The 24478-nt window shown below is 60.6% G+C and carries 20 protein-coding genes and 1 tRNA gene; 5 read left to right on the top strand and 16 right to left on the bottom strand.

The features are described from left to right. Positions 1 to 88: 88 nt before the first annotated feature. Entirely contained in the window at positions 89 to 1318 is a 1230-nt protein-coding gene (locus F0184_RS10280) for a M24 family metallopeptidase (RefSeq protein ID WP_150496082.1), read from the top strand. A gap of 43 nt (positions 1319 to 1361) precedes the next feature. Here the strand turns inward: F0184_RS10280 and F0184_RS10275 are convergent, their stop codons facing one another. Both F0184_RS10275 and F0184_RS10270 read right to left on the bottom strand, forming a co-directional pair. Further along, a complete protein-coding gene (locus F0184_RS10275) occupies positions 1362 to 2129 on the bottom strand; it encodes an FkbM family methyltransferase (protein ID WP_150496081.1) in 768 nt (255 codons plus the stop codon). A gap of 390 nt (positions 2130 to 2519) precedes the next feature. Beyond that, positions 2520 to 2606: transfer RNA gene (locus F0184_RS10270), tRNA-Leu, on the bottom strand. Between the two features lie 167 nt (positions 2607 to 2773). Here F0184_RS10270 and F0184_RS10265 point away from each other — a divergent pair. Beyond that, on the top strand, positions 2774 to 3748 hold the full coding sequence (locus F0184_RS10265) for a complex I NDUFA9 subunit family protein (protein WP_150496080.1): 975 nt from the start codon (positions 2774 to 2776) through the stop codon (positions 3746 to 3748). Positions 3749 to 3867: 119 nt separating this feature from the next. Here the strand turns inward: F0184_RS10265 and F0184_RS10260 are convergent, their stop codons facing one another. Then, positions 3868 to 4674 carry an undecaprenyl-diphosphate phosphatase gene (locus tag F0184_RS10260; RefSeq protein ID WP_150496079.1) on the bottom strand — a complete coding sequence of 269 codons (807 nt, stop codon included), beginning with the start codon at positions 4672 to 4674 and terminating at the stop codon, positions 3868 to 3870. A gap of 200 nt (positions 4675 to 4874) precedes the next feature. Between F0184_RS10260 and F0184_RS10255 the strand changes: the two genes are divergently transcribed. The 3 genes from F0184_RS10255 to F0184_RS10245 all read left to right on the top strand — a co-directional run bounded on the left by F0184_RS10255 (position 4875) and on the right by F0184_RS10245 (position 8995). Continuing rightward, complete coding sequence (locus F0184_RS10255; protein ID WP_150496078.1) at positions 4875 to 5567, top strand: glutathione S-transferase family protein; 693 nt, start codon at positions 4875 to 4877, stop codon at positions 5565 to 5567. A 17-nt stretch (positions 5568 to 5584) separates the two neighbouring features. Beyond that, a complete protein-coding gene (gene queG, locus F0184_RS10250; RefSeq protein ID WP_150496077.1) occupies positions 5585 to 6742 on the top strand; it encodes a tRNA epoxyqueuosine(34) reductase QueG in 1158 nt (385 codons plus the stop codon). Positions 6743 to 6928: 186 nt separating this feature from the next. Continuing rightward, positions 6929 to 8995 carry a hypothetical protein gene (locus F0184_RS10245; protein WP_150496076.1) on the top strand — a complete coding sequence of 689 codons (2067 nt, stop codon included), beginning with the start codon at positions 6929 to 6931 and terminating at the stop codon, positions 8993 to 8995. 58 nt (positions 8996 to 9053) lie between these two features. Here F0184_RS10245 and fdhF read toward each other — a convergent pair whose 3' ends face one another. The 13 genes from fdhF to F0184_RS10180 all read right to left on the bottom strand — a co-directional run bounded on the left by fdhF (position 9054) and on the right by F0184_RS10180 (position 24455). Next, positions 9054 to 11828 carry a formate dehydrogenase subunit alpha gene (gene fdhF / locus F0184_RS10240; RefSeq protein ID WP_150496075.1) on the bottom strand — a complete coding sequence of 925 codons (2775 nt, stop codon included), beginning with the start codon at positions 11826 to 11828 and terminating at the stop codon, positions 9054 to 9056. Then, the gene (locus F0184_RS10235; protein WP_150496074.1) at positions 11825 to 13501 is read right to left on the bottom strand and encodes an NAD(P)H-dependent oxidoreductase subunit E; all 1677 of its coding nucleotides are present in this window, start codon (positions 13499 to 13501) and stop codon (positions 11825 to 11827) included. Before F0184_RS10235 ends, fdhF begins: the two co-directional genes overlap by 4 nt. A gap of 83 nt (positions 13502 to 13584) precedes the next feature. Further along, positions 13585 to 14517, bottom strand: a complete 933-nt coding sequence (locus F0184_RS10230) for a LysR family transcriptional regulator (RefSeq protein WP_188656269.1) — start codon at positions 14515 to 14517, stop codon at positions 13585 to 13587. A gap of 13 nt (positions 14518 to 14530) precedes the next feature. Beyond that, positions 14531 to 15736, bottom strand: a complete 1206-nt coding sequence (locus F0184_RS10225; RefSeq protein ID WP_150496072.1) for an acyl-CoA dehydrogenase family protein — start codon at positions 15734 to 15736, stop codon at positions 14531 to 14533. Between the two features lie 10 nt (positions 15737 to 15746). Next, complete coding sequence (locus tag F0184_RS10220) at positions 15747 to 16517, bottom strand: SDR family NAD(P)-dependent oxidoreductase (protein ID WP_150496071.1); 771 nt, start codon at positions 16515 to 16517, stop codon at positions 15747 to 15749. Positions 16518 to 16566: 49 nt separating this feature from the next. Then, on the bottom strand, positions 16567 to 17097 hold the full coding sequence (locus F0184_RS10215; protein ID WP_280176939.1) for an RNA pyrophosphohydrolase: 531 nt from the start codon (positions 17095 to 17097) through the stop codon (positions 16567 to 16569). Further along, positions 17094 to 18242 (bottom strand): divergent polysaccharide deacetylase family protein, encoded by a 1149-nt coding sequence (locus F0184_RS10210; protein ID WP_208998417.1) that lies wholly within the window; start codon positions 18240 to 18242, stop codon positions 17094 to 17096. Before F0184_RS10210 ends, F0184_RS10215 begins: the two co-directional genes overlap by 4 nt. A 110-nt stretch (positions 18243 to 18352) precedes the next feature. After that, the gene (locus F0184_RS10205) at positions 18353 to 19696 is read right to left on the bottom strand and encodes a S41 family peptidase (RefSeq protein WP_150496070.1); all 1344 of its coding nucleotides are present in this window, start codon (positions 19694 to 19696) and stop codon (positions 18353 to 18355) included. Continuing rightward, positions 19693 to 21126 carry a murein hydrolase activator EnvC family protein gene (locus F0184_RS10200; protein WP_208998416.1) on the bottom strand — a complete coding sequence of 478 codons (1434 nt, stop codon included), beginning with the start codon at positions 21124 to 21126 and terminating at the stop codon, positions 19693 to 19695. The genes F0184_RS10205 and F0184_RS10200 overlap by 4 nt, the downstream gene beginning before the upstream one ends. Positions 21127 to 21294: 168 nt before the next feature. Beyond that, positions 21295 to 21777 carry a 23S rRNA (pseudouridine(1915)-N(3))-methyltransferase RlmH gene (rlmH, locus tag F0184_RS10195; RefSeq protein ID WP_150496069.1) on the bottom strand — a complete coding sequence of 161 codons (483 nt, stop codon included), beginning with the start codon at positions 21775 to 21777 and terminating at the stop codon, positions 21295 to 21297. A 167-nt stretch (positions 21778 to 21944) separates the two neighbouring features. Then, positions 21945 to 22328 carry a ribosome silencing factor gene (rsfS, locus tag F0184_RS10190; RefSeq protein ID WP_150496068.1) on the bottom strand — a complete coding sequence of 128 codons (384 nt, stop codon included), beginning with the start codon at positions 22326 to 22328 and terminating at the stop codon, positions 21945 to 21947. Positions 22329 to 22518: 190 nt separating this feature from the next. Next, the gene (locus F0184_RS10185; RefSeq protein ID WP_150496067.1) at positions 22519 to 23178 is read right to left on the bottom strand and encodes a nicotinate-nucleotide adenylyltransferase; all 660 of its coding nucleotides are present in this window, start codon (positions 23176 to 23178) and stop codon (positions 22519 to 22521) included. Then, positions 23175 to 24455, bottom strand: a complete 1281-nt coding sequence (locus tag F0184_RS10180; RefSeq protein ID WP_150496066.1) for a glutamate-5-semialdehyde dehydrogenase — start codon at positions 24453 to 24455, stop codon at positions 23175 to 23177. Before F0184_RS10180 ends, F0184_RS10185 begins: the two co-directional genes overlap by 4 nt. Between the last annotated feature and the right edge of the window lie 23 nt (positions 24456 to 24478).

Here is a 24478-nt window from a genome sequence, read left to right as displayed (position 1 = left end):
CAATTGAATTGGGCCTGGCGGGCCGGCTTCTCTCCAGAAGCCGGCCCGTTTTCCGTTTCAGGCCCCGACCATGAAAAGGAGACGACCCATGACTGCAGACATGATCCGCACCTATGAAATGAACAACGGAGAAAAAGCTTATTCCCCCTTCTCACAGAACGAGATGGATGGCCGCCAGGCCAGGCTGCGGGAGATAATGGCAGCCGAAGGCATCGATGCCTGCCTGTTCACGTCTTACCACAATATCTGCTATTTCTCCGGCTTCCTCTATTGCTCATTCGGCCGGAAGTACGGCTTTCTGGTAACCCACGACGCGGCAACGACGATTGCCGCCGGTATCGATGGCGGGCAACCCTGGCGCCGCACCCACGGCGATTGCCTGATCTATACCGATTGGCGCAAGGACAATTACTTCTACGCGATCCAGCAGCTTTTGGGCGGACCCTCACCGTCCGTGAAACGGATCGGGATCGAGTTCGACCACGTTTCCCTCGATCTGAAAAGCCAGCTGGAAACGGCCCTGCCCGGTGTCGAACTGGTCGACGTGTCGAGCCACGTCATGCGTCAGCGGACGATCAAAAGCGCGGAAGAACATGTCCTGATCCGCGAGGGCGCGCGGATCTGCGATGTCGGCGGGGCCGCGCTGGTTGCCGCCGTTCAGGCGGGTGTCCCCGAGCACGAAGTGGCCCTTGCCGCGACCAACGCCATGATCCGGGAAATCGCAAAGTCCTTCCCCTCGGTCGAGCTGATGGACACCTGGACCTGGTTCCAATCGGGCATCAACACCGATGGCGCCCACAACCCGGTCACCAACAAGATCATCCAGCCGGGCGATATCCTGAGCCTGAACTGTTTCCCAATGATCTTTGGCTATTACACGGCCCTGGAACGAACCCTTTTCTGCGAGCATGCCTCGGACGCCCACCTGAAACTTTGGCAGGTGAATTGCGACGTTCACCGTGCAGGCCTCGATCTGATCAAACCGGGGGCACGCTGCTGCGATATTGCCTCAGAGCTGAACGAGATCTACCGCTCCCACGATCTGTTGAAGTATCGCAGCTTCGGATATGGACACTCCTTCGGGGTCCTCAGCCACTATTATGGGCGAGAAGCTGCCGTCGAACTGCGCGAGGATGTGGAGACAGTTCTTGAGCCTGGAATGGTGGTGTCGATGGAGCCGATGATCATGATCCCCGAAGGCCAGCCCGGTGCCGGCGGTTACCGGGAACATGATATCCTGATCGTGACCGAGACAGGCGCCGACAACATCACCGGTTTTCCATTCGGACCGGAGCACAACATCATTCCCGCGCGATAAACAGAGAGGTGCCCGGCGGCCATGCGCGCCGCCGCGCCCGCTTTCACGCGGAATGAAACACGAAACTTTGAAAGCCGGTCAACGCCTCGGGTTCAGTCAGAAGGTGAAAACCGGTCCGGCCGGTCCGGCTGTCCGTGACCCTCGGATAGAACGCCAGCAGCCGGGCCACCTCTCCCATCTTTTCCCGCCGGACGTCTTCGGCCAGGTAGGGCGCGTGGGTCGACAGATAGAAGGCGGGGCGATGCGCCTGCAGCCATTCCAAGAGCGTGGGCAGGAGGAAAAACTCTGCTCCCTCGATGTCCATTTTGACCAAAGACACGGCCGACAGGTTCGTCTGGCCAGCGAAATCGTTCCATCCAAGGGTCGCGACGTCGACAGCGTCGGCCGCATTCGCCTTCAGCAGACTCGTCATGCTGTCGCCGCGCCCGCCCCTGAAACTCGCCATGCGTGCAACTCCCGCCGTGTTCGATAGGGCCACCGGCAACGCGCTGACATTTCCTATTCCGTTTAACGACAGGTTCCGGGTCAAAGCACGGAAAGCATCCGGGTCCGGCTCGAAACACCAGACATGGCGGGCCCGGTTCGCGGCGAAAAGCACGGTCGGGCCGATCCAGGCGCCGATGTCGATGTAGTCGCGCTCTTTCGACAAATGCGCTTCAAGAACTTCAAACGTCTCTGGTTCCCAAGCCCCCCGTTCCGCCTTTTTCCAGAACTTGCTGTGATAGGGATCGAGCCGGAACGGATCGCCGCCCACATGCCCCCGCACATAGCCGCGCGCGCGATAGAAAGCCTTTTTGGCAGCGGTCAGCATGCCGCTTTTTCCGAGGTAGCACCGCGCCTGTCCCGGTCAACACCGCAACGGGGCAGCCATCGGCTCTCAAAGATCTGCGTTGACGCCATCACCTCTTTTCGACCGGACGATGAACCCATTCGGCCGTTCCTGAATCGAACACGGGCAAAGCTCCGGCATCGTGTTTTTTCACAAGCCTGAACCTGACTTCCAACCTACGAAACAGGGCTTAATGCGTAAAGCGGGGAAACCGGAAACGCTGCCTGAACAGTCTGAAGTCCCAAGCATCCCGGCGGCCGGCGGCTCTGGTCACCCCTGCCCAATTTCCCCGGCGCAAATGAAAAAAGCCCCGGAAAACCGGGGCTTTTTGCGTTCACTTCAGATCAAACTGCATGATCCAAAACTGTAATTTGGTGCCCAGGAGAGGACTCGAACCTCCACGCCGTTTCCAGCGCTAGCACCTGAAGCTAGTGCGTCTACCAATTCCGCCACCTGGGCTGTGAGGGCGGCTTGTAAGGGGCTGTCACAGACTTGTCAATCACTGAATCAGACACATTTTCACTTCTAGCGGCGAAGGCCTTCACAGGTCCCGTGCGACAGAGTAAGAGACGGTCGTCGACTGCGACTGCGCAGCGGCTGACTGGACGCGAAAGAGGGCAATGGGCATGGCCACGGCACTGAACGGCAAACTCGTCACGGTTTTTGGCGGCTCCGGCTTTATCGGCAGGCATGTCGTCCAAGCATTGGCCAAACGCGGCTACCGGGTGCGCGCCGCCGTCCGCCGTCCCGATCTTGCCGCTCATCTTCAGCCACTTGGCGTGCCGGGCCAGATCATGCCGATCCAAGCCAATCTGCGCGTGCGCTGGTCGGTGGATCGCGCGGTCGAGGGCGCGGACGCGGTCGTGAACTGCGTCGGGATCCTCGCGCCGAGCGGAAAACAGACCTTTGACGCGGTCCAGGCTTTCGGTCCGCGCGCGATCGCGGAGGCCGCACAGGCGGCAGGCGTGATGCGGATCACCCACGTGTCGGCGATTGGCGCCGATGCGAATTCCAAATCGGCCTATGCAAGATCGAAAGCGGCCGGGGAAGCCGGGATCCTGGAAACCCTGCCCGACAGCATCATCCTGCGGCCTTCCATCGTCTTTGGTCCAGAAGACGAGTTCTTCAACAAGTTCGCGTCCATGGCGAAATTGGCGCCCGCCCTGCCGCTGATCGGCGGCGGACACACGAAATTTCAGCCCGTCTATGTGTCCGACGTGGCCGAGGCCGTCGCGCTGGCGGTGGATGGCAAATTGACCCCGGGAACCGTGTACGAGCTGGGCGGCCCGGAAATCCAAAGTTTCAAGCAGTGCCTGGAACTGATGATGGACATTACAGGGCGGCGGCGGCTGCTTGCGCCCTTGCCGTTCCCGGTCGCGTCAGCCATGGGACGGATCATGCAGCTTTTGCCGTTTGCGCCGATCACCGTCGATCAGGTGGAGCTGCTGAAGACCGACAACATCGTGTCAGAACAGGCCGTCAACGAAGGCCGCACGCTGACGGGCATCGGCATTTCGCCGAGCACGCTGCGAACCATTCTGCCGACCTACCTGGGACGTTTTTCAGAACACGGCCAGTACGACACCTACCGGACCACCTAGGTGTCCAGCCCGCACCGGCATCGGGTTTACGGCCCGGCCCTTTAAGGCGGCAGTGTCGCGACAAGCCATGACTTTGACCGCATCGGTTCGCCTTGGTCCGCCGTGCGGGGCCGTGCGCCTCATCCCACCAGGTACAGTCCCGCGAAACCCGCCAGCCCGACCCCGATCCGCCACCATGCGAAAGGGGCGAACCCGTGGCGGGTCACGAAATTCAACAAACCTCTCACCACGAAGACGCCGGCCACAAACGAGGCAACGAAGCCAATCGCAATAATCGTCGCATCGTCGATGGAGAGCACATTCCGGTTCTTGTAAAGATCGTAGGCGAAGGCGCCGGCCATGGTCGGCATGGCCAGGAAGAAGGTGAATTCTGCCGCCGAGCGCTTGTCAGTGCCCATCAGGAGCGAACCGACGATGGTCGCGCCGGATCGGGACACACCGGGCACCATCGCCAGGCACTGGCAGAACCCGATCTTCAAACACAGGCTGATCGGATAATCGGTGACATCCGTGTAGCGCGGCTTGAGCGGCAACCGGTCAATCCAAAGAAGGATAAATCCGCCAAGGATGAGCATGGTGCAAATCAGCGCCGGTGTTTCGAACAGGACCGTCTTGATGAAATCATGCGCCAACACCCCAATCACCGCGGCCGGCAGAAAGGCGAGCAAAATGCCCGCAACGAATCGCCGGCTCGCGGCATCGCTCGGCATCGAAACCGCCAAGGTCCAAAGGCGCGCGGAATATACGGTCAAGATCGCCAGGATCGCGCCGAGCTGAATGAGAACCTCAAAGGTCTTGCCGGTGCTTTCAAAGCCCATGAAATGGCCAAGAAGCAAGAGATGTCCGGTGGAAGAGACGGGAATGAACTCCGTCAGCCCTTCCACGATTCCGAGGATCAATGCGCTGACAATGGTCTGATTATCCATGAGCTTCCAGCTTTGTTCGCGACGATGGACGCCGTATCACGGGCGGCCCGGCGTTTTAACGCGGTAAGGTCAAAAAAACCTTTCCAACAGGACTGCCCGGCAAGGTCCTGATAACCACCCTATGGTCATATTCTGGAGATAGATGCGCGGCCGACCCCATCGCGACAGCGCGTACCAGACCCTCAGGGACATCCGGCCCCATGCTGACCCTATATCATCATCCCTTTTCACCGTCCTCGCGCTTCATCCGCATGGTTCTGTTCGAGTATGGCGCGGAATTCCAGAGCGTCGCCGTAAACCCCTGGGAACGTCCACAGGAGCTGCTGCGGTTGAATGCCGCCGGCACGGTTCCGGTGATTGTCGAAAACGAGGGGCCCGCGATCTGTGGTCCTGGACCGATCGTCGAATATCTTGATGAAACCCGCGGATATGCCATGGCCGACCGGCGCTTGATGCCGGACCACCCGGAAGCCCGCGCGGAAACCCGCCGCCTTGTCGATTGGGCATTGGGCAAGTTCGATCAGGAAGTGGTCGGACATCTGGTGCGGGAGCGCATCTACAAACAGACCATGCCGCGCACCGCCGGCGGCGGCGAGCCCGATTCCAACGCTCTCAGGGTCGCGCGGGCAAACATTCAGCACCACCTGAAATATTTCGGCTATCTCATCGCGTCCCGGCGATGGCTGGGCGGGGACCGGTTGTCCTTTGCCGATTTCGCCCTGGCCGCAGAGATGTCTTGCGCGGACTATCTTGGCGAAGTTCCCTGGAGTGCTGACGAAAACATCAAGAACTGGTACGCTCGCATGAAATCGAGGCCGTGCATGCGCCCCCTTCTGCAGGAAAAGATCCTCGGAATGCCGCCGGCCCAAACCTATGCAGATCTCGACTTCTGACCAAAGACGGCACGGACTTGGACAAGAAGACAGCGACCCTGATCTCGGCGCTCCGCGCGAAGGCGGCTGACCTGGGGTTCGACGGGTTACAGATCGCCGCGCCCGACAGCATCCCGCATGCACGTAAGCGGCTGGAGCAGTTTCTGGATGCCGGGTATCACGGCTCCATGACCTGGATGGCCGATACGGCCGACCGCAGGGGCGAGCCCACCGCGCTGTGGCCGGAAGTCCGGTCCGTGATCATGCTGGCAATGAATTATGGTCCGGCCAACACCGCAGACCAGCATCCGATGGCCAACCTCCAAAAACCGGACCACGGCAACATCTCGGTTTATGCGCGGCATCGGGATTATCACGATGTCATCAAGGGCAAGCTGAAGGAACTGGCCAGTTTTCTCGTTTCACGGGCCAAAACACATGACACCACCGACGTGAAGGTTTTTGTCGATACCGCGCCGGTCATGGAAAAGCCGCTGGCGGAAGCCGCCGGCTTGGGATGGCAAGGCAAACACACCAATCTGGTGTCCCGCCAGCTCGGTTCCTGGTTTTTCCTCGGTGCGATCTTCACCACATTGGAATTGCCCGCCTCGGAGGCCGAACCCGACCATTGCGGGTCTTGCCGGGCCTGCCTCGACTGCTGCCCGACCGGCGCCTTTCCAGCGCCCTACCAGCTCGATGCACGCCGTTGTATCTCCTATCTGACGATCGAACATCACGGCCCAATCCCCCTGGAGTTCCGGCCGCATATGGGCAACCGGATCTATGGGTGCGACGATTGTCTGGCGGCCTGCCCCTGGAACAAGTTCGCTGCGCAAGCGAGGGAAGCAAAACTGAGGGCGCGGGAAGATCTGGTGTCGCCACGCCTGGCGGACCTGTTGGAACTCGATGATGCCGCTTTCCGGAGGCTTTTTTCCGGATCCCCAATCAAACGGATCGGACGCTCACGATTCCTGCGGAATGTGCTTGTCGCCGCCGGCAACTCCGGCCAAACAGAACTCGTACCCGCGGTCCAGCGCTTCTTGAGCGAGCCGGATCCGGTTCTGCGCGGAACCGCCGTATGGGCCCTGCGCGCCTTGCTCTCATCGAGTGCATTCGAGCGATTGCGCTCTCAGGAGTCTTGGTGTGAAATTGACCCGTCCGTACAGGTAGAATGGACCCACGCGTCGGATGTGTGACAACAGTCACGGTTAGGCCATATCCCGAGGCGTATAACACATACCTGTTTCTCATTGGCGTCTCATTGTTCTTTGGGAATGGTGTTTGACGGAAAGCCGTGGAGTGTGACCTTGCTCAGTATTCATGATTTTTTCCATTCAGCTTTCCAACGTCAGCGGCTTTCCGTGTTGTTGGGTGCGACGCTCATGTCCGGTGCCATTCTGTCCCCAGCCGGGGCTCAGAACTCAGCCGAGGCCGACTATGCCGCGTATATCGACCGCATCGAAGCGCTTGGCTTCGAGACATCGAACGGCGGCGTGCGATATGAGGCATCGGCGGACCGTCTTGTGATCGCCGATGACCGTCTTGTGCTTTCCGGCACATTCCCGCTTCCCGAGGGGGAGGAAAGCAATCAGGCAACGCCTGAGGACGAACTTACCTACGAATTGGTTTTCACGGCCGGCACCACCATCATCGAAGGCTTCGATGAGGAGAATGGCACTTTTAGCGCTCGCAATTGGTCCTATTCGGATGATGCCCGCCTCGTGATACGTGCCGAGTCCGCCGGTCAGGGACGCGGCCAATTCGAATTCCGTTTCATTGATACCGAGATTACAGATTACAGCTTCGAGGTGCCCGCCCTACCGGCCGCAGATCCGGAACGTCCGGCAAGCCGCTGGCTTGCTTTTGCCCGCGCGGTGCTTGGGTCTTCGTATGAAACAACAACAATCGGTGCCATGGCTCTGACCATGGAGGCCTATGAAACATCCCCGGACGGCGAGCAACTTGTTTTCTCCGCAACCGGGCAGATGAACGGCTATCGCGCGTTAAACGCTGCTGCCGGACGGGTTGCCGAATATGGCATCGATAGCATCGTTCAAAACACGCTGACCCGGAACGAGGCGACGGGGGAAATGCTCTCCCAGACCACCCGCTATGGAGAAACGGTCTACAAAGACATCGATGCCATGGCCATCGTCGATCTGTTCGACCCGGCCATCCCCGAAACCGGCGAACGGGTGACGATTACCGGCTCACAGATCGCGCGCGGTTACGAAAGCCGCCAGGATCTTGGAGGCGGCGTGGCGCTTGAAATCCGCGGCGGTGAGTCGCGGGTCGAAAACATTTACGTCATCAAGCGGGACTTCGACTTTCTCGGTTTGCTCGATCAGCTGTTGCGCGGCGAAGAGCCCAGGGTGGAAGACGCCATACGCGGCGCGCTTCAACTCTACCGGTCCTTCGGCGTGGATGTTGCCCTGATCAACGACATTGCCGTATCGGTTCCAGATATCGGTGGGCCCGATAGCGGTTTCTCATTCGAAATCAGCGAAATGGGTATGACCGACATTGGTCCTGACGGAATTGGCAGCCTTGACATCGCGGGCGTGAATGCCCCTGCCCTGCCCGAAGGCGGCTCTTTCAGCCTGAACCTTGCGAGCATTGGAGATATCGAGTTCGCCGATTATGGGCCAATGAGTGACATGATCGATCAGCTTGTGAACGATCCTTCCTTCGCCGACAAAAACCCGTTGGCCGTTGCCCGGGCTTTTGCACCGCGGTCGTTCGGAATCACGGTCGAAGGGCTCGACATCAATTTGCCCGGCACGGATCCAATCGCGCTGGATCTTTATGTCCTGGATCTTTGGACCACGGTTCCGCCGATTCCAACGGCAATCGAACTGCGGACCGACAACTTTACCCTTCCGGTCTCCGTGATCGAAGATGCGGACGCCCGTCAGGTGCTCGAAGGGTTGGGACTGGACACACTGACCTGGTCGGACGAAACCCGGATCTACTGGGATGAAGCAAGCCAGGATCTCACCCTGGAGCGCATATATGTGTCGGTGGCGGGTATCGGGACGCTGGAAGGATCGCTTCGCTTCGCGAATGTTCCCCGCGCGGCCTTGGAGGACCCGCAAGGGCAAGGCCAAATTGCGCTCGCCATGGCCAGTTTCGTGGATGGGGAGTTTCGTTTTGTAGACGACGGCCTGATCGAGAGCGGGCTGGCGTTTGCTGCAAAGGACGCAGGCGTTCCTGAAAGCGTAATGACCGCGGCCTTCATCGAGCAGGCCGTTGAGGCAACCGCGTTTTTTCAAAACGAAGCCTTCACGGAAATGACCCGGGACGCCGCGACCCGCTTCCTGAAAGAGACCGGGACGCTGAACATCAGTGTCAAGCCGGCCAATTCTATCCCGCTGACACAAATCCTGGGAAATCTGGCAGCGCCGCAAACCCTGCCAGATCTTCTGAATTTGCAAATCAGTGCCGAGTAAGCGGTCTGCGCAATACCAACAGAGAAGCGGCCTCTCGGCCGCTTCTTTCATTTTACGGCTACTCTGCAGCCAGCATGCGGTCCTCCGCAGAGCGGATGCGAGCCGCGCAGAACTTGAATTCCGGGATCTTGCCGAACGGATCCAGTTGCGGATTGGTCAGGAAGTTCGCCGGTGCCTCGAAGAAGCAGAACGGTACGAACAGCATGCCTTCCGAGACGTCCCGGTCCGCCCGAAGCGTTAGCGTGATGGTTCCTCGCCGCGTTTCGACCGTGACCTGCTGACCGATGTCGAAACCTTGCCGCTTGATGTCGTGTGGATTCATCGACACGACCGGTTCGGGCTCGATCGCATCCAGGACAGTGGCCCGCCGCGTCATCGCGCCTGTATGCCAATGCTCCAGCATCCGGCCGGTGGTCAGCACCATCGGGAAGTCCGCGTCCGGAACCTCATCCGGCGGAACCAGGTCGGTCGGTACGATCCGGGCCCGGCCGTCAGCCGTCGGGAAGGATTGACCGAACAGGATTTCGCTTCCCGGCTTGTCGAAAGCTTCGGCCGGGTAGGTCACAGATCCCTCGTTTTCCAGGCGCTCCCAGGAAATGTTGTCCAGGGAGGTCATATGCCCGCGCATTTCCTCATAAACGTCTGGGACACCGTCATAGGCCCACGCAAGCCCGAGGCGGGCTGCGAGGTCGACAATGATCCGCCAGTCTTCCCGCGCCTCACCGGGAAGCGACACCGCCGGACGGCCGATCTGGACCTGCCGGTTCGTGTTCGTATAAGTGCCGAGCTTTTCGGCATGGGCCGAAGCCGGCAGGATGACATCCGCATGCCAGGCCGTTTCGGTCAAAAAGATATCCTGCACCACCAGATGCTTAAGCGTCGCAAGAGCCTTGCGGGCATGGGTTTGATCCGGGTCGGACATGGCCGGGTTTTCACCCATGATGTACATGGCCTCGATGCCGTCCGCGAGAATATCGTTCATGATCTCGACCACGGTCAGCCCGCGCACGGGATCGAGCGTCCGGCCCCAGGCGTCCTCGAACTCTGCCCGAATGTCCGGATTTTCGACCGAACGATAATCCGGGAAGACCATCGGGATCAGCCCGGCGTCCGATGCGCCCTGCACGTTGTTCTGGCCGCGCAGCGGATGCAGCCCGGTGCCCGGCCGGCCGATCTGGCCTGTGGTCAGAGCCATGGCGATCAGGCAGCGGACATTGTCGGTCCCATGGACATGCTGAGAAACCCCCATGCCCCAGAAAATGATCGATTTGGCCGACGTCGCATAAAGGCGGGCAACCTGGCGCAAGGTCTCCGCGTCGATACCGCAGACCGGCTCCATGGCTTCTGGCGTGAACGCCGCGATCTTCACCTTCAGCGCCTCAAAGCCGTCGACATGGGCCGCGATATACTGCTCGTCATAAAGCCGCTCCGTCACGATCACGTTGAGGATCGCGTTCAGCATCGCGACATCAGTACCCGGTTTGAACTTCAGCCCGTAATCCGCATGGCGCATGAGGCCCTGCCCGCGCGGATCCATCACGATCAGTTTGGTGCCCTTCTTGGCCGCCTGCTTGATGTAAGTGGCTGCCACCGGATGGTTTTGTTCGGGTCTTGCCCCGATCACGATCATGCAATCGGCGTCTTCCGCCGCCGTGAACGGCGCCGTCACGGCCCCGGACCCGATGCCTTCCATCAGCGCGGCCACCGAAGACGCGTGGCATAGGCGGGTGCAGTGATCGACATTGTTCGTGCCGAACCCCTGCCGGATCAGCTTCTGGAAGAGATAGGCTTCCTCGTTGGAGCCCTTGGCCGAGCCGAACCCGGCAATCCCGGCTCCGCCTTTTCTGTCATGAGCCGCTTTGAGGCCGCCGGCGGCGCGTTCCAGCGCTTCGTCCCAACTGGCTTCGCGGAACACCTCGAACCGGTTTTCAAAGGTCAGGGCAAAGTTCGGGTCTTTGGGTGCATCCGCCCGGCGGATCAGTGGCACGGTCAAGCGCTCAGGATTGGAAACGTAATCGAAGCCGAACCGGCCTTTGACGCAGAGCCGGTTTTCATTGGCAGGACCGTTGCGCCCGTCCACCTTGACGATCTTCCCATCCTTGACGGAGACCGATGTCAGGCAGCCAACCCCGCAGAACGGGCACACGCTGTCGATGGTTTCCTGCGCATAGACGGTGCGCACCTTCGCGGTTTCGTCCAGAAGGCTCTTTTCCATCAACGCGCCGGTCGGACACGCCTCGACGCACTCGCCACAGGCCACACAAGTGCTGTCGCCCATCGGATCGGACAGGTCGAAAACCGGGGCGGTGTGAGCACCGCGCGCGCCCATGCCGATCACATCGTTGACCTGAACCTCCCGGCAGGCCCGCTCACACAGATTGCAGGCGATGCAGGCTTCGAGATTGACGGCGATCGCCGGATGGGAAATGTCCTGTGCGGGTTTTGCGCAAGGCGCGTAGCGGCTCTGCGAGACGCCGACGGCATCCGACCAATTCCAGAAATCGCTTCGCGGATCGGGATGGGCATCGCGGGGCGGCTGATCGGCCATCAAAAGCTCGAACACCATTTCCCGCGCCTTCTTCGCCCGTTCGGTCGCGGTATTGACAACCATCCCCTCGGACGGAACCCGGATACACGACGCGGACAGGGTCCGTTCGCCCTCAATGTCGACCATACAGGCCCGGCAATTGCCGTCCGAGCGGTAACCCGGCGCATCCTTGTGGCACAGATGCGGGATGGCAACGCCCTCGCGTTTCGCAACCTGCCAGATGGTTTCGCCGTCCCGGGCGCTGACATCGCGGCCATTCAATGTAAATTGCGTTTCGGAGCTCATTTGCCAAACTCCTTTGGGAAAAACTTCAGAACCGAGGCCACCGGATTGGCGGCTGCCTGGCCAAGACCGCAGATCGAAGCGGAGCGCATGACCGCATCGAGGTCGGCGATCCGCTCGCGATCCCAGTCGCCGTCTTGAAGAAGCCCAACCATCTTTTCCGTGCCGGACCGGCAGGGGGTGCACTGGCCGCAGCTTTCATGCGCGAAGAAGCGCATGAGGTTCAGCGCCACGCCGCGCATGTCGTCCTGGTCGGAGAACACGACGATGGCATGCGATCCGATGAAGCAGCCGTGCTTGTCGAGCGTGCCGAAATCGAGGGGCTCGTCGGCCAGGCGCGCAGGAAGAATGCCGCCGGACGCGCCGCCCGGCAGATAAGCCTTGAAAGTGTGGCCATCTTCCATGCCGCCACAGAACTCTTCGAGCAGTTCGGTCATCGTGATGCCGGCTGGCGCCAGCTTCACACCAGGCTTCTTGACACGCCCGGAGACGGAAAAGGACCGGAACCCCTTGTGGCCCCGCCGTCCTTGCGACGCGAACCACTCCGGCTTTTTCTCTAGAATGTCGCGGATCCAGAACAGGGTTTCGACGTTGTGGTTGAGGGTTGGACGTCCGAACAGACCGACCTGCGCAATGAAGGGCGGGCGGTGGCGCGGCAGGCCGCGTTTGCCTTCAATAGACTCGATCATCGCGCTTTCTTCGCCGCAGATATAGGCACCGGCTCCCCGGCGGAGCTCGATATCAATGGTGGTGACGATACCTGCCTGCCGAAGCGCCGCGATCTCACGCTTGAGGATTTCCAGAACCGCAGGGTATTCGTCGCGCATGTAAAGGTAGATTCGGTCGGCGCCGATGGCGTGGGCCGCAATCAAGGCACCGTCAAGAAGGCGATGCGGATCCCGCTCCAGATGGAACCGGTCCTTGAACGTGCCCGGCTCCCCCTCGTCTCCATTGATGGTGAGATATTTCGGGCCTGGAAGATCATGAACAATTTTCCATTTGGTGCCCGTGGGAAAGCCCGCGCCGCCCAGACCGCGCAGACCGGCCTCCAGCGCATGATCCGCGATATCGACAGCATTCAGGTCTCCCGCCCGTACGCGGGCCAGGGTCTTGTAGCCACCGCCCGCGAGGTAGGGGTCAAGCCCAATGTAGTCCGGGATCTCAGCGGCGGTTGCGTTTTCAAAGAGCGCGGACTTGACCGAAATCTCACTTGCGGCGTCGATGGCGCGCTTGCCCACCTGGACGGCGGGTGCTCCGGCGCACCGGCCAATGCACGGGACCTTCTGAACCCGGACCTTGGCCGGATCAAGCGTGCCGGCGAGAAGCTTCGCCAGAGCGTCGGCGCCTTTCATGGCGCAGGTCACACTGTCACACACGCGAACGGTCAGCGGCGCCGGCGCGACTTCGCCCTCCCGCACGATATCGAAGTGGTGATAGAAACTCGCAACCTCATAAACCTCGGCTTGCGGCAGCCGCATTTCCTCGGCCAGGGCGCTCAGATGCGCGGCGGACAAATGCCCGTACGCATCCTGGATCTTGTGGAGGTGCTCGATCAGCAGGTCACGGCGGCGCGGTTCCTGCCCGAGAAGAGCCCGCACGTCCTCCAATGCGGTGTCCTCGACCTGACGGCCCTTTGGCTGGGACGGCTTGCGTGTAAGCCCCTTGCCGAATGTCATGAGCGTTTCTCTCTCGCGTTGTTTTAACGCTCAGAAAACGCCGAGCTTTCGCCGGTGACAAATCATCATTGGCGATGATGTGATCAGCCCAGCGGATCACCGGTGCCAAGCGATGAAAGAACCTCCAAAAGAGCGCCCGTCACGCGCCGCTCGGGGACCCGCTTCGGGATCCAAAGTCCTATCGGCCGCGTTGTGACCTGCTCGCCCATATCCCGGACTTTCAAGCCGCCCGTCAACCCGGCCTCCACCTGAAGACGTGGCAGGATCGTGGCGAATGGATAGGCCCGGACCATGGCGAGGATCGCATTGAAGCTGTTGGATTCCAGCCGGATGTCCGGCAGCGCCCCGGCATCCCGGAAGGCTTCATCGATAATCCGCCGGTTCTGCATGTCTGGCGTGAGCAGGCACATCGGCAACTTGGCCGCATCCGCCCAGGAGATGGCACCATTGCCCGGGATGGTCAGATCGGGCCGCGCCACAAGACAGTAAGTCTCCTCCAGAAGCGGTTGCCAATGACCGTTGCCGGCCAGATCCGGACCCTCGGAGGCGGGGCCAGCGCCATAGGTGATCCCCGCATCGAGTTCGAACTCGTCGAGGGCTGTCCCGATGGCCTTCGAGGACAAGGACAGGATCTGTGTCTGCACGCCCGGGAATCGCGCCGCGACCGCGCCGCACAGCTTGCCGGCATAAGGGGTTGCGGACGGGACAACGCCGAGCCGCAACAAGCCATGCGGGCGACCTTCCGCAGAGCGGACATCCTCGACCAGGCCGGAACAGTCCGACAAGATCCTCCGGGCCCACACAAGCGCCCGGTCGCCATCCGGTGTAAAGCCCTCGAACCGTTTGCCGCGGTAAATGAGCGGAACGGCCAGCGCGGTTTCCAGCCGCCGGATCCGCGCCGACAGAGCCGGTTGCGACAGGCCGCAGGAATCAGCGGCCCGCGCAAAATGCCGGTGCTCGGCGAGCGCGACCAGAAGCCTCAGATCAACCAGGTCGTAGGGCGGCAGGCGTTCCATCTGTCCCCTTCGCTCAGCCCCACTGCCAGTAGTCGGAGCCCTCTTTGCCATAAAAGCGAGCCAGCACCATCTTATGCACTTCGGAGGCGCCATCGACGAGTTTGGCGGCCCGCGCATAGCGGTAAATCCACTCCAGGATCGTGTCGGTGGAATAGCCGCGTGCGCCATTGAGCTGTATCGCGGTATCGACCGCCTTGAAGAGCGTATCCGCAACGTGGATTTTGGCCGATGAAACCTCCTTTCGCGCCCGGTCGCCCTGGTCAAGCTTCCAGGCCGCGTGCATGGTTAAGAGGCGTCCTATCTGAATGTCATGGGCGACTTCACCTAGGGTGAGCTGAACGGACTCCCGGTCCGCCAGCCGGAGTCCGAAGCCTTCCCGTTTCGAAACGTATTCCTGGGTGATCTCCATGCAGCGTTTGGCAAGGCCGAGCCAGCGCATGCAATGGGTCAGGCGCGCGGGTCCAAGGCGGATCTGTGTCAGGCGCAACCCGTCGCCAATCTCCATCAAACGGTCTTCATCGGGGATTTCCAGACCGTCGAATTCCAACTCGCACACACCGCCATGTTCGTCCGGCCCCATGTTTCCGATTCTGCGGAGGATGCGCCAACCAGGACTGTCAGCATGAAACAGAAACGCGGTCAGATGACGGCGCTTTTCCTCCGGGTTCGGATCGGTGCGGGCCATCAGGATGAAGTGTTTCGAGACGGCGGCTCCGGAAATGTACCATTTGCGGCCATAGACTTTCCAGGTATCCCCGTGACGTTCGGCCCGGGTCTGGATCATTCCCGGATCCGACCCGCCGCCGGGATGGGGCTCGGTCATCGCGAAGGAGGAGTTGACGGCGCCATCGATCATCGGGCGCAACCACCGCCGTTTCTGATCTTCGGTTCCAACCATTTCAAGGCAGCGCATGTTACCGTCGTCCGGCGCAGCGCAATTGAAGCAGACCGGCCCGAAAATCGACCTGTTCGCCTCTTCATAAAACACGGCCTGTTCAACCATGGAGAGCCCAAGGCCGCCATAGATCTCCGGCATCTGCGGCGCCCAGAGCCCGGCCACCTTGGCCTTGATCCGGATCTTGTCCCGCAGGTCCATCCGGATGTTTTCAAACTCGTTGTAGGAAGCCGGATCGTTTTCGAGCGGAAGGATCTCCGTTTCGACGAATGCGCGCACCCGCGCTTTGAGGTCTTCGGCCTTCGGCGTCAGTGTGAAATCCATTTGTTTCCCTTCACATGGATGAAACGAGATGGCCGCCATCGACCGGCATGATAGCCCCTGTCATGTAGCGGGATGCGTCGCTGGCCAGAAGCAGAAATGGGCCGTTCAGGTCCTCGAAGTTTCCGATCCTCCGCATGGGGATGCGTTTGATCATCTGCTTCCCCGCATCGGTTTCAAAAAAGCCGGCATTGATTTCTGTTTCGAAATAGCCCGGCGCCAACGCATTGACGCGAATGTCGTGGCGGGCCAGGTCGAGCGCGAAGGCTTTCGTCATTTGTACGACTCCCGCCTTGGACACGCAGTAGGCGGCGACGCCGGACGCCACGCGTTCGCCCAGAACAGAGGCGATATTGATGATGTTGCCTGGTACCGCCTTTTCCCGCCAGTACCGGCCGCATTCCGCCGCCATCAGCCAGACACCGCGCAGGTTCACGTCCATCACGGCGTCGAAGTCATTTATCGTCTGATTGAGCGGGGAGCCGGACCGGGCCGTGCCAGCGTTGTTGACGAGAATATCCAGTCCGCCCAGCGTTTCGGCCGTCTGCCGCACCGCCTTCCGGACCGCATCGGCATCACACACATCCAGTTCCACTGCCGCATGCGCGCGCCCGCTATCGGCGGGCAGTTCCTCCAACAGCGCCCTCAGTCGATCGCTGCGCCGCGCGGCAACCGCGACCTGTGCCCCATGCGCCGCACACAGTTTCGCAAAATGCTGCCCCAGCCCGCTGGACGCGCCCGTGATCAACACCTTCCGACCGGTCAGTTCGCCAGCCCGTGCCATGTTGCCTCCCTGTTTTTGGCAAGGATGGCAGGACAGCCCGGCCGCAATGTCAAGCAGTTAGATGGGAAAAGGTGCTTACCACCTGTTCATAGACCGGGCGTTTGAACGGCACGATGAGGCCGGGAAGCCGATCAGCGTGCTCCCATTTCCAATCGTTGAATTCAGCCTTGTGACCGTCCGGTGGCGACAGAATGTTAATTTCCTCGTCCGATCCCTCGAAACGCAGCGCAAACCACCGCTGGGCTTGCCCCCGATACTTGCCCTTGCGCGTCTTGCGCACGACTTCCGGCGGATAGTCGTAGGTGAACCACTGGTCCGCTTCTTCGATGATCGAGACCGAGCGAATGGAGGTTTCCTCATAAAGCTCCCGGAAGGCCGCCTCTTGGGCACTTTCTCCGTCGTCAATTCCACCTTGGGGCATTTGCCAGGCAAAGGTATAGTTGGACAGTCCACTGCCGTCATCGCGCCGCCCGATCCAGACGCGCCCGTCCGCGTTCAACAGCATGATCCCGACACAGGGGCGGTATGGCAGTCCATCGGAGACGGATGGGAAGCCGGGCAAGCGGGTGTCTGTCTTCACTGTTCAGATGGCCTGTCTATCGTTGCGCTGACCGGCACCAACTGGAGGCCGCGCTCCTCAAGATCGCGCGACCATCGCTGCAATTGCCGGATGGTGACCGGAAGGGCGGAGGCGGATGCCACGGCAACACCGCGGGCCCGGGCAATCCCCTCCAGCTGGAGCAGTTTCGCCTCGATATCATCTTCGCGCGGCACCACGTCGAGGATGACATCGACAGGACTGAAGGGCAATTGGTTGGCAGCAGCCACCCTGCCCGCGATGCTGCGCGCGGACTCATCCTTGTCGACAAACATCAAGCCGCGCTCTTTGAGCTTTTCGAACAAGAATGCCACGGATGTCTCGGTCGTCGTGAACCGGGCGCCCATATCATTGATGACACCGACATAGTTCGTCGTCCGGGTCAGGATCCAGGCCAATCGATCCAACAGCTCATTCGGTTGCAGGCTGACCAAAAGGGTATGAGGACCCGGGTCATTGTCCGGAAAATCATATGGCTCCATAGGCAGTTGGAGCAGGAGTTCGTGCCCCTTCGCGCGCGCATCCTGCATCCACTGGTCAAGATTGGACCCATAGGGACCCAAGGCGAAGGTTACATCAACAGGCAAGCGGTCCAAGGCGTCCTGGGTTCCCGCCCGGCTCAAGCCGAGCCCGGTGACAATGACCGCGATTTTCGGGATCGACGTGAATTCCGTTTCAAAGGGACGGGCATAGGCATCCAGCGGGCGGATCCCGTCGGAACTGACCTTTGGCAGAAAGCCATATTCGGACCGTTCGCTTACCCTTGGGTCGGGAACAAGAGACAGTCCACCTTCCGATGAGGGATCTGCCGGTTCGGCCAGAAACTCGTAGCGCGGCCCCAACCGGGACTCGCCGCCCTCTGGCCGAAGGTTTGGTCCAAGGTCGTCCCCCAGGGACGGACGGATTTCGACAACCTCGATGTCACGGGAAGTGACGCCCTGGATGGTCGCATCAAGCGGAATGACCGCCGTCGGTTCACCGCCAAACGGGTCGTCGACAACACCCATCCAGATCAGGCCGGTGGTCACCATCAGACACACAATACCTATGCCGATCAGGCCAAATGGCATGCGGATGAGCCGGCGGCGGCCCATCCCCAATGGTGCTGTCAGATCATCATGTGCCATGGCATCCAAAATTTATGTGCTGGCGAACAGCTTTGTCATCTGTGTTGGTTTGGATACGCAAACAATACAAGGCCGCGCCGGTTCACGCCGGCGCGGGTACTCAAAGAACCTTAATTCGGAACCGTTTGGGCCCCCTCCGAAATCGGCGGGAAGGCACTGTTGACCTGAACGCCACGCAGGAGGTCCAATGCCAGTTTCAACTGTGTGTCCTCCTCTGGGTTCGAGGGCACGTATGCTTGGCTGCCGGACTCCTCAACGCCGCCCTCGTTGTCTTCCCCTTCGAGGTGACCGCGCAAGCCGGCCTCGCCCCGGGTCTCGGCACGGCCCTTAAGTTCATCGGGAAGATCCTGCAGCACCTCAATGTCAGGGGTTATGCCCTTTGCCTGGATCGATGTTCCGGACGGCGTGTAGTAGCGCGCCGTCGTCAGGCGAATGGCGCCATTCGCGCCGAGCGGGATGATGGTCTGCACGGACCCTTTGCCAAAGGAGCGCGTGCCGAGGATGGTTGCACGCCGATGATCCTGGAGCGCGCCGGCAACGATCTCGGATGCGGATGCCGAGCCGCCGTTGACCAGGACAATCACCGGCTTTCCATCGGCCAGATCGCCGCCACGGGCATTGTAACGTTGTGTTTCGTCGGCATTGCGGCCACGGGTCGAGACGATCTCGCCGCGTTGAAGAAACGCATCGGATACGGCGATCGCCTGATCGAGAAGACCGCCGGGATTGTTGCGCAGGTCGATAACATAACCACGAATGTTGTCTTCGCCGATATTGGCCGTGGTTTCTTCAATCCCCTGCTTCAGGCCGTCGAAAGTCTGCTCGTTGAACTGAGTGACACGGATGTAACCCACATCCTGTTCTTCGCGCCAACGGACAGACCGGATGCGGATAACGTCGCGGGTGATTGTGATATCGAACGGGCGATCCACGCCTTCCCGGCGGATGGTCACGACGATCTCGGTATCGACTGGCCCGCGCATGCGTTCGACCGCCTCGTTGAGGGTCAAACCCTGCACCTGCTCCCCGTCGATGTAGGTGATCAGGTCGCCAGACAGCACTCCGGCCCGGGCGGCCGGCGTGTCATCGATCGGGGAAACGACCTTCACGAGGCCCTCCTCCATGGTCACCTCGATGCCAAGCCCGCCGAATTCACCCCGCGTTTGAACCTGCATGTCCCGGAAACTCTTGGGCGACATGTAGCTCGAATGCGGATCCAGCGATGTCAGCATTCCGTTGATGGCGCTTTCAATCAATTCCGCGTCATCGGGCACCTCGACGTAGTCCGAACGCACGCGCTCGAAAACGTCGCCAAAGAGGTTCAACTGCCGATAAGTGTCCGAGGGTGCCGCGATCGCTTCATGGGAAACGCGCAAGGGAACCTGTGACAGGGTGGTTACCGCGACAGCGCCCAACAAGGCGCCGGCAAGCAACAGCGAAGCTTTCCGTATCATCCGCGTGCCTTTTCTTCTTCGGTGCTTTCCCACCACGGGGCAGGGTCGATCGCACGTCCGTCTTTTCGAAACTCGACATATAGGACAGGTTGACTGGAGCCCAAGTCAATGGCCGACGCACTTGCCCATTTCGTCGCGCCCATCATGCCCACGGGTTCACCTGCCAGTACAAATTGCCCGAGTTCCGCATCAATTCGATCCATGCCGGCCAGAAGGACATGGTATCCGTCTCCCATGTTCAGGATCAATAGCTGACCATAAGAGCGGAAGGGACCCGCGTAGACAACCCATCCATCGGCCGGCGACGTTACCGGCGATCCTACACGGCTTGAAATCGATTGTCCCTCGGTCAAACTACCAAATTCATCTTCCTGTCCAAAGCTCCTTAGCTGGTTCCCCGATACAGGAAGGCTCAGGCGGCCCGCCAATTGTCCGAACGGAATTGCGGGTGCGATGCGGCCCGGATCCTCGAACGGATCCTCGCCCGGTTGCAGACCCTCCTGCGAATCGCGGGTTGCCTGCCGTGACTCCTCGGCCGCCCGGCGCGCGCTCTCGATCTCGGTTTCCAGGCTCGCGATCAATTCTTTGAGAGAACCGGCACGCTCCGCCAAAGCGGCGGACCTTTCCTTTTCGGCCTGCAAGTTTTGCGCTGTTCGCTCCCGTTCACGGCGCTTCACGCTAAGCAATAGTTCGAGCCGGGATTGTTCTTCTGCCAACCGCATCGCATCGCCACGCAAACTGTTTTTTTCCTGGGAGATGACGTCCTTGAGCCGGGAGAGCTCCGAAAGGTCCGCCGCAAGCGCTTCTGTTTCAAGCTGCAACCCGGGCATCACGGCGTTGAGGAGGATGGCCGTGCGAACGGCGGACAGCGCGTCATCAGGCCGAACGGCCATGGCCGGAGGCGGCCGGCGCCCCAGGCGCTGCAGTCCGGCAAGGACCTCCGCAAGCACGTCACGCCGACCATTGAGAGAGGCGCGAACGGCATCCTCGTTTTCACCCAGCGTCATCAACCGCCTTTCGGTGTCGGCAATCTGCCGTTCGGTTCGCTTGATCGTGTCCGCGGCCTCGATGACTTTTCCGTTCAAGGTCTCCCGATCACGGTCGAGCGATGCGATTTCCCGCTCGATTTCAAGCTGGCGCTCCCGAGAGACTTCAATATCCTGTGACAGGGCGGCGAGTTCGGCTTCCTGCTGCCGCTTGCGGCCCTCAGGGCCCATCTCTTCAACGGGATCGCCAGCAATGACACCCCCCGCTATAGGGCTGGCTTCAGCCGCGGGTTGAGTGCCGCCCGAAGGCTCCGATGCCGCGGCACCGGCCGGGGCCAGAAAAAGAAACAGCACCATGCCGGCGAAGGTTGCCGCATAGTGGGACGGCCACCGGATACGTCCGGCGGCTACCCTCGTCCCGATCTGGCGGCATGCATGTTTCATGGCGAAGCAGATACTCGGCATTCGGGTTTGGTACACGGCGCAGGATTAATTATTCGTTTACCATAACGGCCCTGAGCGTCCCGCCATGTACAGCACCCTGACTTCTTCTCATCCTCACGGGAGAAATGCGGCAAATCGCGGGCGAACCTCGCTCGAGGAGCGGTTTTGTCACACCCGATGATAAGGATGCCCCGTCCTGATGGTGATGGCCCGATAGATCTGTTCCGCAAGCAGGACACGGGCCAATTGGTGGGGCCAGGTCATGGCACCCAGTGCGAGCCTCAAATGCGCGCCCGCCAGGATATCGTCTCCGTGCCCGTCCGCCCCGCCAATGGCGAAATAGACCTCTGGAACACCCCGATCCACCACCTCGAAGACACGGGAGGCGAAGCTCTCACTGGAAAGGGCTTTGCCACGCTCGTCCAGCACCACGAGATAAGCACCTTGATCCATGTTTTGAAGCAGAAGCGTAGCTTCTTCCCGCTTCCGTTCCACCGCCGTCTGCGCCCTGCTTTCGGGATGTTCGCGGGTCACGAAATCCGTAATTCCGGCCGAACGGCCCGTCTTGCGAATTCTGTCGCCGTAGCGATCGACGAGTTCTTTCTCCGCCCCGGCCTTGAGCCGCCCGATGCAGCCGATTTTTAACCGCATACCCTCTCACCCGGCCCAAACAACCCGGTTCCCGGAGGTCTGGCTCTCACTTGGGAATTCACAGTAAGGACCACTGGGCGTTCAGGACACGCCCGGACTGTGCTCCACCACCATTGAGCCGATCCGTTTTCGGGGCGAAAGCCGGTTCAGACGTTTCGCCCTCTGATCTAGCCGATATACTGCGGAGCCTGCTCGTCTTCCGGCGCCCACATCTTTTCAAGATTGTAGAAGCTGCGCACTTCTGGCCTGAAGATGTGCACGATTACGTCGCCTGCATCGATGAGGACCCAATCGCAAGTCGACTGCCCTTCCACGGATGCCGCACCTGTGCCCGTCTTCTTGATATCCCGCAACAGGTGATCCGCGATGGCACCCACATGGCGATGAGAGCGCCCGGACACGATCACCATGTGATCGGCCAGCGAACTCTTCCCAGCGATGTCCAAGGTAACAATGTCCTCGGCTTTGGAGTCTTCAAGACTCGTGAGGACCGTATCGAGCAGGTCAGCCGCAAGATCCGCACTTACGGGCGCCTGGATGGGAGAAGACATCGGCGTCTTCCCACTTTCTAAGGTCATGCTCAGGTGTATTGCCTTTCGCTCTATCTGCCGTCCCGCCGCTCGCCCGCTACCGAACGAACCTATCGTAGGTCACCGAGTGAGTGGCCGCGGAACCGGTTGACCGTACAACGCCGGACAAGAAATCCGACCTGATCATAATACCGCTTTTCCCTTGGCGTTTTCAAGACAAGCACCCGCTCGACCTGGGCGAATGCCCGCCCGACCGCAATTCCGTCGAGGATGTCGGATCCAGAGGGGCATGCAAAAACGTCCAGACCGGCGGCATCATGTCGGGAAGCTGCGCGGCATACTCCTCGGGAAGGCGATGCTTTTCAAAGGCTTTCGCCATCGGGGCCGACAAGGCGGACAGTGACGCACCCGGACGGTCGACGACAGCGACAGGCACACTTCGAAGGATTGCGCGCCAATTCTGCCAATGGTGAAAACCTGCAAGGTTGTCTGCGCCCATCACCCAAACGAATCGCAGACCGGGCCGCAGACGCCGGAGCATCTGAACCGTTTTGGCCGTGTAGGGTGACCCAAGCACGCTTTCATAGGCCGTGACCTTCATCCGGGGGTGATCGGCCAACGCACTTGTCCGATGCAGGCGCATTTCCAAGGGCGCGAGATCCGTATGGGTCTTGAGCGGGTTGCCGGGCGTCACCAGCCACCAAATCTGATCGAGGCGAAGTCGTTTCAACACAGTCTCCGCGACCAGACGATGCCCGGAATGCGGCGGATTGAAAGACCCGCCGAAGATCCCGATCCGGTTTCCCGGCTCCGCATGCGGCAACTTCAACCAGTCGCCGGAAAGGTCACCGCCGATGAATGCCGGTGTCATGGACGGGTCTGTCCCCTGCCGTACACCCGATATTTGAAACTCGTCAGTTGCTCCACGCCGACGGGACCACGGGCATGCATTCGGCCAGTGGCTATGCCGATTTCCGCCCCCATTCCGAATTCACCGCCGTCTGCGAATTGGGTGGAGGCGTTGTGAAGCACAATGGCGGAATCGACCTTCTGAAAAAACGCCTCGGCTGCCGCCTCGTCCTCGGTGACAATGCAATCGGTGTGGTTTGACCCATATTGGGCAATATGGTCGATGGCCTGTTGGAGGCCGGACACGACGCGGACCGCGAGCACCTTGTCCAGGTATTCGGTTGTCCAATCCGCTTCGGTTGCCGGAACGACACCGGCGGCGACCTGCTCAACACGACTGTCGCCATGGATTTCGCAGCCGGCATTCTGGAGATCCTGCAGGATCAAGGGCAGATGGCTTTCCAGAACCCCTTCATCGATCAACAGCGTTTCCAGGGCGCCGCAAATGCCAGTTCGGCGCATCTTCGAGTTGAGCACAACCTGGCGCGCCATCTCAAGATCGGCCGCCCTGTCGACAAAAATATGCACGAGCCCCTCCAGATGCGCAAAGACGGGAACGCGCGCATCCGCCTGGACACGAGCGACAAGGCTTTTGCCACCCCTGGGCACGATGACATCCAGATTGCCGCCGAGCCCGGCCAGCATTTCGCCAACGGCAGCCCGATCGGCAACCGGCACGACTTGAATGGAATCAGCTGGCAATCCGGCTGCGATCAAGCCTTTCTGCAAGGCCGCGTGAATTGCCCGGTTGGATTGAATTGTGTCCGAACCACCGCGCAGGATCACGGCGTTTCCCGCTTTCAGGCACAAGGCCCCGGCATCCGCCGTCACATTGGGACGGCTTTCGTAGATGACGCCGATCACTCCGAGGGGCGTGCGAACCCGCTCGATCTTCAGGCCGTTCGGCCGTTCCCAGGCCGCGATCACAGTACCAACCGGATCGGCGAGCTGCGCGATCTCTTCCAGCGCCTTGGCAATCGCCTCGATCCGATCTTCGGTCAGCGTCCCTCGATCGAGAAAAGCGCTCGACTGGCCGCCCGCTTTCATGGCCTGAACGTCCATGGCATTGGCCGCAAGAATGTCTTGGGTGGCAGCACGCATCGCCGTGGCCATTTCCCGAAGCGCAAGATCCTTGATTGAGGTTGGGGCAATGGACAGTTCCCGCGCGGCCTTGCGCGCGCGCGCGCCCATGTCCGCCATCAGCGCCGCAACATCCGTGGTCTCAACCTTGTCCAGCATCTCCCCGCCCCTTCTTTGCACAG

Origin of the sequence: Roseibium aquae (assembly GCF_008711285.1) — a bacterium.
In the GTDB taxonomy this organism is placed as follows: domain Bacteria; phylum Pseudomonadota; class Alphaproteobacteria; order Rhizobiales; family Stappiaceae; genus Roseibium; species Roseibium aquae.
This window is presented reverse-complemented; position numbering and strand designations above follow the sequence as displayed.